Source organism: Psychrobacter sp. Rd 27.2, from assembly GCF_001921755.1.
GTDB classification, from domain to species: domain Bacteria; phylum Pseudomonadota; class Gammaproteobacteria; order Pseudomonadales; family Moraxellaceae; genus Psychrobacter; species Psychrobacter celer.
In genome coordinates this window covers 195,745-209,235 of record NZ_MRYB01000004.1, presented here as the reverse complement: position 1 = coordinate 209,235, position 13,491 = coordinate 195,745, and the positions used below count along the sequence as shown (strand labels likewise).

Genomic DNA, 13,491 nt, shown 5'->3' with positions numbered 1-13,491 from the left:
CGTATAGGTATTACGCTAGCAACTAATGAGTCGCCAGTCTTCCTGCTTTCAGCTAGTCTTTTATACGGCTATTTTGGCTGAACCGTTATCCTATCAATGAGATAGGTGACACTCTTAGCCAATATATATTGCTGTATAGGGTAGCATGTCTACTTTTTACGACATAGTTTGTTTGTTCAATACTAGGTATTTACATAATGAATATCTATTATCAATATAATGATATCATTATTGGCTGATTCTGGCTTGCTATTATACCTAAAGTGGCAAAATCTTCCTAAGCATTCGGCTCAATCAAGCACTAAAATTACCTAAATAAAGTCAGATAGCTCATCAAAACCCTAAGCTAATGTGCGCTTACCCGTATGACTTTTCTATCAGGTTACTGGTATTGCGTCTCTAATTATATAGGGCGCGCGCCTTTATCACAGGCCTTCTTACACATGACCAACGTACTGTCAATATAGCTTTACCATCATACTGTCATTGATGCACGCTAAAAACACATCGCGCTTGCGCTGCTGTCTTTAAAGGTAGGTGGCACAGTTGAGCAGCCCCCGCTCCCCCTAATCAATAAAAAACACCACCTAATGGCTAGGTGGTGTTTTTTTTACAGTATCTGTAAAAAACCATGCAATTATAAACGATTAACCTGCTTGGTCAATCAACATATTACGCAGATGACCAATTGCTTTGGTTGGATTCAAGCCTTTTGGACAAACTGACACACAGTTCATGATACCGCGGCAACGGAACAAACTAAACGGATCGTCCAAACGAGCAAGACGCGCTTGCGTGTCACTATCACGGCTATCAGCCACAAAACGATAGGCGTGTAGCAATGCTGATGGACCTAAGAACTTATCAGGGTTCCACCAGAATGATGGGCAACTGGTCGAACAGCATGCACATAAGATGCATTCGTACAGGCCGTTTAGCTTTTCGCGCTGCTCAGGTGATTGCAGACGCTCTGTCGGCGGTGCTGGCTGATCGTTGATTAAGTACGGGTGTACTTTTTCGTATTGCTCGTAGAACTGGTTCATATCGACGACCAAATCACGAACCACAGGCAGACCTGGCAGAGGACGGACGGTGACTTTTTCTGGCAAGGTGTTCATGTTGATAAGACATGCAAGACCGTTTTTGCCATTGATGTTCATGCCATCAGAGCCACAAATGCCTTCGCGGCAAGAACGGCGGAAAGTGAGGGTCTCATCTTCTTTCTTTAGGCGTAATAACACGTCAAGCAACATACGATCTGAGTCTAACAGCTCAATCGTATAGGTTTGCATGCGCGGCGCTGCGTCCACATCAGGATCGTAGCGATAGATTTCGATGGTGCGAGTACCTCGGCTCATAATGCTAAACTCCACACATAGGTGATGGCGGGCATACAAAGACTGCAATCTCGTTACGCTAACGACTGATTTATCGTTAGCGCGAGCAAGTGCATGTAGCTGGCGGTCACCTTTTAATAAATGAATAAGGGATAAAACGTTTGCGCAGTTTATATATCGAGTATATATCAGGCGCGGCGTCCAATATTAGTAGACGCGGACTTTTGGCTCGATATAGTCGACTGTCAACGGCACTTTACGAACTGGCTTATAAATGATGCGGTTGCCTTCAGAATACCACAAGGTATGCTTCATCCACTCGTGATCGTTACGGCCATTTGGTGCGTAATCATCATCCTCTGGACGATCGTAGTCAGAAACACTGTGCGCGCCGCGGCTTTCGTGACGATGCGCCGCCGAGATCATTGTGGCTTTCGCAACTTCGTATAAGTTTGCCACTTCAAAGGCCTCGATACGAGCGGTGTTAAAGACTTGTGATTTATCAGCCAAGTGGATCTTGTCGATTTTTTCACCCAGTGCCAAGATTTTTTCGACACCTTCGTCCATGATGGCTTGGGTACGGAATACGCTGGCATGTTTTTGCATGGTAGCGCGGATTTCATCAGCGACATCTTGCGCGTTGTAGCCTTCAGTAGACTGCTGCAGCTTGTCTAGGCGACGCATGGTGAAGTCAAGCACACGTGGATCTAATGGCTTATAGTTGTGGTCGGCATGGTGGAACTCATCAACGATGTGCTTACCAGCTGCGCGGCCAAATACCACCAAGTCAAGAAGTGAGTTGGTACCTAAACGGTTGGCACCGTGGACACTGACACACGCACACTCACCGATGGCATAGAGGCCTTTCACCACGTTGCCTTTAGCGTATAGACCGTTTTCATCGGTACCCGCTTCTAGATCTGGTACGATGACCTGACCATGAATCGTGGTTGGAATACCGCCCATCATATAGTGAATGGTCGGGATAACTGGAATTGGCTCTTTGGTGATGTCGACGTTGGCGAAGTTTTTACCGATCTCAAACACTGATGGTAGACGCTTCATAATGGTATCGACACCTAGGTGCGTCATGTCCATTACGATATGGTCAGCGTTCGGGCCACAGCCGCGGCCTTCTTTGATTTCTTGGTCCATCGAGCGCGATACAAGGTCACGAGGCGCTAGGTCTTTGACCGTTGGCGCATAACGCTCCATGAACGCTTCGCCATCTTTGTTACGCAAGATAGCCCCTTCACCGCGGCACCCTTCGGTCAATAGTACGCCGGCACCATGCACGCCGGTTGGGTGGAACTGCCAAAACTCCATATCTTGCAATGGAATACCAGCACGCACGGCCATACCAATACCGTCACCTGTGTTGATATAAGCATTGGTAGACGCGGCGAAAATACGGCCTGCACCACCTGTCGCTAGCACGGTTATTGGTGATTGGAAGACAGCGATGGTACCAGTTTCTTGCTCAATCGCTACCACACCGTTGATGTTGCCATCTTCGTCTTTGATCAAATCAAGCGCGATCCACTCGATAAAGAACTCGGTGCCTTGCTCTAGGTTTTTTTGATACAGCGTATGTAGTAGGGCGTGACCTGTACGGTCAGCTGCCGCACACGCGCGTTGTACCGCTTTTTCGCCATAGTTTGAGGTATGACCACCAAATGGGCGCTGATAAATCGTGCCATCTTCGTTACGGTCAAACGGCATGCCCATGTGCTCAAGCTCATAGACGACTTTTGGCGCTTCACGGCACATGTATTCGATCGCGTCTTGGTCACCTAACCAATCCGAGCCTTTTACCGTGTCATAAAAGTGAAAATGCCAGTTATCGTTACTCATGTTACCCAAACTTGCACCGATGCCACCTTGGGCTGCGACGGTGTGCGAACGGGTTGGGAATACTTTGGTCAAAACTGCAACCTTCATGCCTGATTCAGCCAAATGCAGTGAAGCACGCATCCCTGAACCACCACCACCGACGATGACGGCATCGTAGTTTAGGGTCTTAATATTACTAATGGTATTATCTTGTCTAGTTGCCATTACGGTTTTCCTAATGCCTGTTAATGCTTAGAAGTAAATAAAAAGGCTATCTGTCCTGTGTCTGTACACCAATATTTATTCTCTCAGTGCAGCTTACCTAAAGCACATGACACATCTAGCCTTTAACCACTTAATTTGCATATCTATCGTTATACTGGGCTGAGCGGTATTATGCTCGGCGACTTATCTATCGAGCGCCCTATCAGCGCATTTGTCTTTTTAATCATAAAATATTAGACATAATATAAATAAGCAGCCAAACCCAATGCTATGACTATTTTCGGCTATATATGAATGGCATTGATAACCAAGCTATCAATCACATTTACGGCCATCCATTTTTTATCGATATTTTGGCGTTACCACCCAATCTGGGTGCTCACCTCATCATTAAACAGCAACGACACCAAAGCCATTACCCCAAAAAATCATGATGCCCCAAAATAAAAAGACTAAAATAGAGATAATCATTAAAGTCTGTAATACCAAACGCAATCTTGGCGCGCTCTCACCCATCTTGCCTGAGGTGATATAGTCAGTAAATACGGTCCACATACCTACCCAAGCATGGCCTGCAAGTGCCACTACAGCGACCAAGCTAAACAGACGCATCGGTAAGCTGGTCATAAATGACGACCACTCAAGATAGGTGACATCGCCATGGGTCAAAAAGAAACCCAGCAACACCACACTATAAACGGCCAAAACGACCGCGCTGATACGCTGGACAATCCAATCACGTGAGCCTGAACCTGTCAGACCAGTTGCGCTTTTGATTCCTGAATCATTTTTAATCATTAGAACATCACCCATACAAATGACGCGACAATTAAAATCGCTGCAATCACAAAACTGACCTTAGATGCGGCGCGGCCAGATTTTAGCTCTTCGTTCATGCCCATATCAGCAAATAAGTGCTTGATACCCATCACAAAGTGATAAGCAATCGCAGCCACAAATATCCATGCTAAAAAGCGCACAAGTACGTTGTCAAACACGGTCTCAAAACTCTCAGGCGACGCCAATGAGTTCTGTAGTAACCACAGCATGACAGGAATCAATAAAAATAAAATAATGCCAGAGATACGATGCAAGATAGAAGCGATCGCAATCGGTGAGCGATTAACGCTAATCACTTGGCTTAAAGGCAGATCAATAGGTCGGTTGCTTTTCACAGCGGGCATCCTTTTTGCGGTTATACTCCTGTATCTGCTATCAACGCATGACATAGGTCGGGATTGTGTCAATTAAGCGTAGAGCAACACACGAGACGAATAAAGTAAGGAAGAGCTAGCTGACTTCGTTTAGTTTGTGCTAAAGGTGAAGAAAGAATCATGTGGTAAGGTATTGATACTTTGTCTACGACTGCTCGGTTTACAACTGCTTGGCAAACAGATCGGTCAAACAACCTGTCTATTATACAACAAAGAAAATAAACATGAGTAAGATCGATTAACTAGTCTATTTTTACTGGTCGCACTTATCACAAGATAACCGTGTTTTGTTATCTTGTGATTGTGTTATCTATAAGGGTGCAAACCTGACGCTAAGTGTTTAAAAATAGAACAGTTAACAAGAACATTCAAACCGTCGGTTGGGTTTGGGTCTATTGACATTGTCCAGCTGTAACCAAATATGAATACCAGTATGAATAGAGAAGCTCTAGACGACACTATATCATGACCACTTATCAATTCGCACAAAACTCGTGCCAGTTAAGTAGCTGCAATTATAAAATGACTGGGCGATAATTACAAATTTATCCATTATGTGGTAAAAAAGGAACAATCAGTTCACAATACAACAGCGTTTTGTCTTATCAAACATAGCGATACGACCAGCAATCCTAAAAAAATTTGCCGTACGTACTTTGTCTATCATATCCATACTGCTAGCTTGCACAGACAAATCATCTCGCCAAGTATGGATACCGAGTCTGATACTTATAAAATCCAAGTGACATCACAGCGCATCTTTGCCGCCAATAAAAAGTAAGATTTGCGGCAAAATAACCAATCAGACATATTTTGATACAAAAATTACAGTGAATAAACACGACCAAACCGTGCCAATTAGCGGCATTGATGGTAAAAGTCTTTTCAAATCGCAGGGAATTGCTGCTAATATACCCAGCATATTAAATGTGTTAAATGTATTTTGACCGTTTGACTGAGCATGGCGCGAGGGTAAGCGCCTGTAGTAATCCTGGGCGCGAGGGTATGCGTCTATAGTAATTTTATTCTAACAAGTTAAATCAATGGAGAGCAATTTATGGCTGACACTAATGCCAAACTAACCGTCAATGGTGAAGAATACGAACTTCCTATCATCAAAGGTACTTTAGGGCGCCCAGTTATCGATATTGCTGCTCTACAAGACTCAGGCTTTTGGTCTTACGACCCAGGTTTCAAAGTTACGGCTCCTGTTGAGTCAAAAATTACCTATATCGACGGTGGTAAAGGTGAGCTGTTGCACCGCGGCTACCCTATCGATCAGCTAGCAAACAATGCTGAATACCTAGAAGTGGCCTATGCCTTGATTCATGGTGACTTGCCAAACGCTGAGCAAAAAGCGGACTTTTTTGAAAAAATCCGTAAGCACACAGGCGTGCATGACCAACTACGTAAATTCTTTGAAGGCTTCCGCCGTGACGCGCATCCAATGGCGATCATGGTGGGCGTTGTGGGTGCCTTGTCAGCGTTTTATCATGACAACCTAGACGTCAGCAACGAAGCACACCGCGAAATCACTGCTATTCGTCTGATCGCAAAAATGCCAACGCTTGCGGCGATGAGTTATAAATACTCGCAGGGCGAACCGTTCATGTATCCACGTAACGACTTTAGCTACGCGGAGAACTTCTTGTACATGATGTTTGCCACGCCTGCTGATGTGGACTATGAGCCAAACGACGTGGTCACCCGCGCGATGGACAAAATCTTCACCTTGCACGCAGACCACGAGCAAAACGCCTCGACCTCTACTGTGCGCCTAGCTGGTTCAACGGGTGCCAACCCTTACGCCTGTATCGCCGCTGGTATCGCCGCCCTTTGGGGTCCATCACATGGCGGCGCCAACGAAGCTGTGCTTGAGATGCTAGATGAAATCGGTACTGTCGAAAACGTGCCAGCATTTATGGAAAAAGTGAAGAGCCGTGAAGTGAAGCTCATGGGCTTTGGTCACCGTGTTTACAAAAACTTCGACCCACGCGCCCAAGTCATGAAAGAGACCTGTGATGAAGTACTCGGCGCACTAGGCATCAACGATCCTAAGCTTGAGCTGGCCATGGCACTAGAAAAAATCGCTTTAGAAGATCCGTTCTTCGTTGAGCGTAACCTGTATCCAAACGTTGACTTCTACTCTGGCATCATCCTAAAAGCCATTGGTATCCCAACGTCTATGTTTACCGTGATCTTCTCATTGGCGCGTACCTCAGGTTGGATCAGCCACTGGTTAGAGATGCACAGCGCACCGTTCAAAATCGGTCGCCCACGTCAGCTATACACTGGCGAGACGCATCGTGACTTTGTCAAAGTAGAAGACCGCAAGTAATCTGCTTAGATACGGCATGTGTATAAAATAATCATAAAAAATCCCGCTATATGCGGGATTTTTTATGAACGATAGATAAGCACTGTGATGCTGGCTGTCGCCGTCATAGCTTGAGCGGTGGCTGTTTATTCAAATGCTTTAAGCGTTTGTTCGTACTTGGCAATTTGCTCATCATAACCCTTGATGGTCTCGTTAAACTTGGCCATAAGCGCTTCAAACTCTTGTTGTTGATTGAGCTTCATTTGCTGCATATCGATGACTTGCTGCGCCTCTATCTGCTCCCAAACCTGATGCTGAATGATAAGACGTGCCAGCGCCGGGCTCTTGGCACTAAGCCTACCTGCAATCTCAGCATGCTCAAACAGTTGCGGCACCAAAGTCGCTATGTTTATCAAGGTATCTACCTCGTCAGCGCTCAGCGGCGTGATCACTGGCTGATAAAGTGCCGCCGTTGCCTGCTGGTAGCTGTCGATGATCTCATCTTCTGTTTGCATGACAGGCTTGCGCGGCTCGAGGCTAATACGTTTGAGGACGGTCAAATCGCGCTCACCCACTTCTGTGCTGGTATTGATGTCTGCTGCTGCCTCATCGCCACGCTCACTATTTTGAGCCGTCGCGGCGGCATTGGCATTAGCACTGATATTAGTATCAGAGTTAGCATTAGCATCGACGTTGCTATTGTTATTGGCAGTCGCGGCGTCACCGCTATTTGTCGTGTTATCGCCTGCTGTATCCGCACTATTTAACAACAAATCTTCTGCACTTTGGGTCGAGTCTGCCGCTTGCAGCGACTCATACTCGGCCTGTAGCCGGCGCTGAAGCCTTTGCATTTGCGTCACATAAATTGGCTCAAACTGCTCAATACGCGCCGCCGCCGACTCACTTTGCGGTACAGGCTTGCTGTCTTCGCTAGCTACTTGCTCAGTCGCTTGGCTATCATCGACAACAGGCGCGGTCTCGGTCTGCTGCTGACAGCCGCCGAGTAGCAATGCACCACTCAACGTCGCAGCCAGTACAGTCATGGCAGCATACTTACTATTAGGTGATGGTGTTTTATTCATATGACTATCATGAGCGGTATCATGACTCTTGGCTTTATCTGGTAAAAATTTATACATCAGAGTACATATCCTTTGTTGACGCAAAATAATGAGTTGACGCAAAATAATAAAAGGTAGGCGTATCACCGCCATCCGTTGCTGAGTGATACTGTGCTAGCGTCTGGGTCATAAACCTCTCATAACACTATTTAGCATAGTGGTTATTGATGTCAATAAGAAGCGTCAATTGTGAACGGAGTGTCGAGCTGGCGACGTTGACAGTTGATTTGTGACAACAGTAGACTTGTGGCATTAAACGTGTGACCTCAGACTCAAGAAGCGGTCGTCAAAAACGGTATACACCGCTCAAAATCACGGCAGTCCTGACCACGCTGGCGGCGGATAAAATAGTCTTGTACCATGCGCGCCTGCTGCTCAATACCATATTTAAAAAAGGGCTTGCCTACTGTAAATACGTAGTCATAACGCCGATCAACCAACGCCCCGCGTACTACCTTGATACCCTGCTGTAGCTGCCAAACGTGCGTTAGCTCATGTATCAGCCAGCTTTGCTTACTTAAGGAGGACTGGCTAAAATCTGTAATCCAGTCTGCTGGATGAAAGTAAATATGACCATTGGGGCTGACAGCATAATGTCTAAGCACCCACCACGCTGTTTTTAATTGCACATCCTCCAGCCTAATACTGTCGCCAAATACCGAGCGAGCCAGCGCAACCTCACCTGCGCTCAGATGGCGCGACCGTCTCTTTGGGCGCTGATGACTTGATAAACGCCGCGCTTGGCTCAATAACTGCTGTATGGTCTCACGTATCATAAACAATCAATGCCGTTATGTAGGTGCATAATATAAGTACCGTTATATAAGATATAAGTGCCTAGATAAACACCTAGGAAGTACAAGTGCTGCTATAACTGGTGCTGTCTTATTTGTTTAATAAGGCTTTTGATATAAAAATAAAAGCCGCGAAGACAGAAGTTATACATTAGGGTAAGGAGTGCTAGGATAGTGCTACGCGTCATTGATATCCTATGACATATAGTCGATACATTTTAATTTGATACTGAGCCTGTGCTTTTATATTGACTATCCTTTTGCCGCCCCATTGATTAACGATAGAGAGTGTTATGCCGCCAAACTTTCATGCCGATACCCCGCTTGCCCAGCGCATGCGCCCAGCGACGCTCGATGCCATCATCGGTCAAGAGCATCTGCTGTCAGCTGGGGCACCGCTACGACGCTTGGTCGAGCAAGGCCATCTGCCCTCTATCATTTTGCACGGTGAGGCAGGCATCGGCAAAACCACCATTGCTATGCTATTGGCTGATGCCGTGGGTCGGCCGTTTCATGCGTTGTCGGCACTCAATACGGGGGTCAAGCAGTTACGCGAAGTGCTGGAGACTAAGGACTCATTGAGCTTTGAGTCGCCGGTGGTATTTATCGATGAGATACACCGCTTTAATAAAGCGCAGCAAGATGCCTTACTTGGCGCGGTCGAGTCTGGGGATATTACCTTGATTGGGGCAACCACCGAAAACCCCTCATTTAGCGTCAACAATGCTTTGCTATCACGTTGTCAGGTTTATCGCTTGGAGCCACTGACACCCGAGCAAATCGCCGCCGTATTGCAGCGCGCCATTTCAGAAGATAGTATTTTCAAAGACTTGGCCGTGGATTTGCAGGCACAAGACACCATTGGCCAACTGGCGCACGGCGATGCCAGAAAGGCACTTAATCTACTAGAGCTGGCCATACAAACGGCGGATACCAGACAATCGCCGCTGATCATCGATGATGCGCTGGTCGCTCGCGTCGCACAAACGGCGCTGGTACGCTATGACAAAGACGGCGAGCAACATTACGATATTGTCTCCGCCATGATAAAGTCCGTGCGCGGCTCCGACCCTGATGCGGCGCTCTACTGGATGGCGCGGATGCTGGTGGGCGGAGAGCCAGCTGAGTTTATCGCGCGGCGCTTGGTCATCTTGGCGAGCGAAGATATTGGCAATGCCAACCCCAATGCCCTACTCCTCGCTGATGCCGCCCTGCGTAGCGTGCAGTCCATCGGTATGCCAGAGGCGCGCATTATATTAGGACAAGTGGTGGTGTATCTGGCGACCAGTGCCAAAAGCAACAGCACTTATAAGGCAATAAATGCGGCGATGGCCTTGGCAGAAAAAGACGCCTCTCCCGTACCGCTACATCTGCGCAATGGCGTGACCAAATTGATGCAACATCAAGGCTACGGGCAGGGCTACGCCTATCCACACGATTACCCCAATCATTATTATCCGCAGCATTATCTGCCAGATACGCTGCTGGGTACGCGCTTTTATTATTTTGCTGATAATCAGCGAGAGCAGCACAGCAAGCAGTTTATGGATTGGCTAAAATCCCAATCTGCCAGTAATTCTTAAAACCTGCCCGTTTATTAGTAATACTGAACGCTGTTTTTGACAGACTTCGGGATATAGTTTGGAGATGGGGCAGCACGATAGGATGAAAAGCGTTAAAATGTCCTCATAATGATATATAAGCAATGAGGCAATCGTGCCTAGCGTCCGTACCTATAGCCGGGTCGTGCCCCTTATCGAATCAATGTAGCCAGCGGCGCGTTGCCTAATCGCAACAGCCTATGGCGTCAGCGGCTGTTACAATAGGCAGATCATGCTATATATGTTACCTCACACCTATCTACACATAATAAAATATTGAGACTTACTATGAGTTTAAATACCATTCCTGAGATTATCGAAGACATCCGTGCTGGAAAAATGGTCATCTTAATGGATGATGAAGACCGCGAAAACGAAGGCGATATCATCATGGCCGCCACCCATGTGCGCCCTGAAGACATCAACTTTATGATCACCCATGCTCGCGGCCTAGTGTGTCTGACCCTATCGCAAGCGCGCTGCCAACAGTTGGCACTACCGCTGATGTCTGATCGCAACGAAGCAAAGTTTAGCACCAACTTTACAGTGTCTATCGAAGCGGCTGAAGGCGTCACCACAGGTATCTCAGCGGCTGACCGTGCGCGCACTATTCAGGCTGCGGTCTCTGCATCAGCCAAACCCGAAGACATCGTACAACCTGGCCATATCTTCCCTATCATGGCACAAAACGGCGGCGTCCTGCACCGTGCCGGCCACACCGAAGCAGGCTGCGACTTGGCTCGCCTAGCAGGATTGGAGCCTGCAGCAGTCATCGTCGAGATTATCAACGCTGATGGTACGATGGCACGTCGTGACGATCTTGAAATCTTTGCCAAAGAGCACGGCATCAAGATGGGCACAATCGCTGATCTGATCAATTACCGTATCGCCAACGAGCAAACGGTAGAAGAAGTAGAGACGCGTCCTTTTGAGACCGAGCATGGGACTTTTACCTTGCACCGCTTCCGTGAGTTTGGCGCTGAAGAGACGCATTTGGCGTTGGTCAAGGGCGATGTCAGCGAAGGCGTCAGTACTGTCCGTGTCCATGGCTTCCATCCGCTGCGTGACTTGTTTGCCGCCAAAAACGATATGACGGGTCGTAGTGGCTGGAGCGTACAGTCAGCGTTGGAAGAAATCAGCGCCTCGGAGCGCGGCGTGCTGGTTTGGATTGGTAGCAATCAGCCCGTTGATCTAGGCGATGCGCTGGATAAAGCGGCGGACAATCAATCGCAATCAACCATCACCCAGCAGCCGTATCGTAGCATCGGGGTTGGCGCACAGATTTTGCGTCATTTAGGCGTGCGTGATATGCGCTTATTGTCATCGCCCATGAAGTTTTATGCACTGTCAGGCTTTGATCTAAACGTAGTAGATTTTGTGCATGCACCCAAGCAAGGCTAGGCGCTGTGATTATTATTTAAGCACTATTCGATAGCGATTAAGTGGCCTTATCAATCATAAAAAAAGCACGCTTATAAACTGAGCGTGCTTTTTTATGTGCGAATCTATAAAAGTTGAGGCTCAGACCTCAGGTGTATGACCAACGGTCGCTTCTAATGCCAATAGGCGCGCGCGCTCGGCGCTGCTCCACGGCAACTTGTCCTTGCCAGCGCTATCCAAGCGCACCACCACCGCCTCAGCCGTCGCCACTACCAGACTTTGCGCCGTACTATAGTAACTATACTCCATCACGATACTGGTACGGCCCAAACGCTGGCAGCGCACTCCTAATAACAAAGTATCAGGGTAGACCACAGGACGCAAATACTGACAGCTTGACTGTGCCAATACCGTCACCATGCTGCCATCAAACATGCCTAATGCCTGCAGATAAGCAATACGCGCTGACTCAGCATAACGATAAAACACCACATTATTTAGATGGTTAAAGGCGTCCATCTCGCCCCAGTGAATCGGTTGATGATGAATAACGGGATAGTGAGCCAGCTCAGTCGGCAGGGGCTCATTGACTGTCGGTAAATCGGCTGGTAGGGAGCGGTTCATAAAGTGTCCTTTTTTATCATCCTATTTTTTATTATTTGGGTGTGTCTTCTCATCGAGCACCAACGACTAGCGCTGCGATTTGGCTAAGACTTGCGTGGTCAATAGCGCCGTGGCCTTGGGTGCTTCGACAATCAATTGATCTAGCCAATTGATCACCTCTGCCACGTCGTTGGGCGCTTGCATCATCGTGATATTGGCCGTTTGATCTGACGCTTGCAGGTTGGCCTGTGTCTGTTTCTGCCGCTCATCAGCGCTTGGTGTGAGGGTTATGAGCTGTTTGCGCGCCTGCGACAGATAACTGATGAGCTGCTCACGGTCGCGCATATTGCTGGCTTGCATGGCCAAATTGAGCGTCATAATGGTCTCGTGGATGGCCAGCTGTCTACGGGTCAGTGCCTCTTTGTCTTTAGCTGTGTTTGCAGCTGGGGTTTTATTGTCCTTGCTACCCTCTTTATGATCGTGACGCTCATGGCGCTGCAAAAAGGTTTGGATATTTTGCATGGCCAAGTTATGCATCTGCCACGGGCTTGGCTGCGCGCTTTGCGCTTGTAGACGCTCAATGTCTTTTAGCAGGCTTTGCTTAATCACCACCGTCAGCGCAGGGGCAATCTCATTACTGCTTTGCGACAGCTGCCAGTGTAGCCCCCGCAGCAAATCAATCGCCGCGCTATCGTTGTTATCCACCAGCAGCCTATCCACCGCTTTTATTTGAATACGCAGTAAATCCAGCTGATTTTGCGCTTGGCTACTGGCTGCCACGCGCGGCTCAGGTAGCGTCTGCTGACTCATGGCAAACAAGCGATCATCCATCTCGTTTAAACGGCTGACAACTTGCTCGTTACTTTGCAGACGCTCGTGGACATTCTGCTCAAAACGCTGCTGGCTGATATATAACCAGAGTAAGGCGGCGATAAGCAATAAAATCGTCAGCCATTGCAAGCGTATGAGTAGCATATTTGCTTGCCGGCGCTGCTGAATAGCAGAAGGGTCCTTGGATGAAGACTCAGGGTTCATAGACATAGTACAGCACCGTTACTGGTAGATT

General features: G+C 47.6%; 11 protein-coding genes. 3 read left to right on the top strand and 8 right to left on the bottom strand.

Annotated features, from left to right (window positions below; genetic code table 11):
- Positions 1-647: 647 nt before the first annotated feature.
- The 4 genes from BTV99_RS05700 to sdhC all read right to left on the bottom strand — a co-directional run bounded on the left by BTV99_RS05700 (position 648) and on the right by sdhC (position 4,579).
- Positions 648-1,358, bottom strand: a complete 711-nt coding sequence (locus BTV99_RS05700) for a succinate dehydrogenase iron-sulfur subunit (protein WP_075101404.1) — start codon at positions 1,356-1,358, stop codon at positions 648-650.
- Positions 1,359-1,544: 186 nt separating this feature from the next.
- The gene (gene sdhA, locus BTV99_RS05695; protein ID WP_075101403.1) at positions 1,545-3,395 is read right to left on the bottom strand and encodes a succinate dehydrogenase flavoprotein subunit; all 1,851 of its coding nucleotides are present in this window, start codon (positions 3,393-3,395) and stop codon (positions 1,545-1,547) included.
- A gap of 390 nt (positions 3,396-3,785) precedes the next feature.
- A complete protein-coding gene (gene sdhD / locus BTV99_RS05690) occupies positions 3,786-4,190 on the bottom strand; it encodes a succinate dehydrogenase, hydrophobic membrane anchor protein (protein WP_075101435.1) in 405 nt (134 codons plus the stop codon).
- Between the two features lie 2 nt (positions 4,191-4,192).
- A complete protein-coding gene (gene sdhC, locus BTV99_RS05685; RefSeq protein WP_075101402.1) occupies positions 4,193-4,579 on the bottom strand; it encodes a succinate dehydrogenase, cytochrome b556 subunit in 387 nt (128 codons plus the stop codon).
- A 1,087-nt stretch (positions 4,580-5,666) separates the two neighbouring features.
- Between sdhC and gltA the strand changes: the two genes are divergently transcribed.
- On the top strand, positions 5,667-6,947 hold the full coding sequence (gene gltA / locus BTV99_RS05675; RefSeq protein WP_075101400.1) for a citrate synthase: 1,281 nt from the start codon (positions 5,667-5,669) through the stop codon (positions 6,945-6,947).
- A 125-nt stretch (positions 6,948-7,072) separates the two neighbouring features.
- Here the strand turns inward: gltA and BTV99_RS05670 are convergent, their stop codons facing one another.
- On the bottom strand, positions 7,073-8,065 hold the full coding sequence (locus BTV99_RS05670) for a hypothetical protein (RefSeq protein ID WP_075101399.1): 993 nt from the start codon (positions 8,063-8,065) through the stop codon (positions 7,073-7,075).
- A 254-nt stretch (positions 8,066-8,319) separates the two neighbouring features.
- Positions 8,320-8,823, bottom strand: coding sequence for a type IV secretion protein Rhs (locus BTV99_RS05665; protein ID WP_075101398.1), 504 nt, complete (start codon positions 8,821-8,823; stop codon positions 8,320-8,322).
- A gap of 311 nt (positions 8,824-9,134) precedes the next feature.
- Between BTV99_RS05665 and BTV99_RS05660 the strand changes: the two genes are divergently transcribed.
- Positions 9,135-10,424, top strand: coding sequence for a replication-associated recombination protein A (locus tag BTV99_RS05660; RefSeq protein WP_075101397.1), 1,290 nt, complete (start codon positions 9,135-9,137; stop codon positions 10,422-10,424).
- A gap of 306 nt (positions 10,425-10,730) precedes the next feature.
- Complete coding sequence (ribBA, locus tag BTV99_RS05655) at positions 10,731-11,843, top strand: bifunctional 3,4-dihydroxy-2-butanone-4-phosphate synthase/GTP cyclohydrolase II (protein ID WP_075101396.1); 1,113 nt, start codon at positions 10,731-10,733, stop codon at positions 11,841-11,843.
- Positions 11,844-11,963: 120 nt separating this feature from the next.
- On the opposite strand, the gene BTV99_RS05650 is transcribed toward ribBA, so the two are convergent.
- Positions 11,964-12,446 carry an acyl-CoA thioesterase gene (locus tag BTV99_RS05650; protein WP_075101395.1) on the bottom strand — a complete coding sequence of 161 codons (483 nt, stop codon included), beginning with the start codon at positions 12,444-12,446 and terminating at the stop codon, positions 11,964-11,966.
- Positions 12,447-12,512: 66 nt separating this feature from the next.
- Positions 12,513-13,466 (bottom strand): hypothetical protein, encoded by a 954-nt coding sequence (locus tag BTV99_RS05645; RefSeq protein WP_075101394.1) that lies wholly within the window; start codon positions 13,464-13,466, stop codon positions 12,513-12,515.
- Between the last annotated feature and the right edge of the window lie 25 nt (positions 13,467-13,491).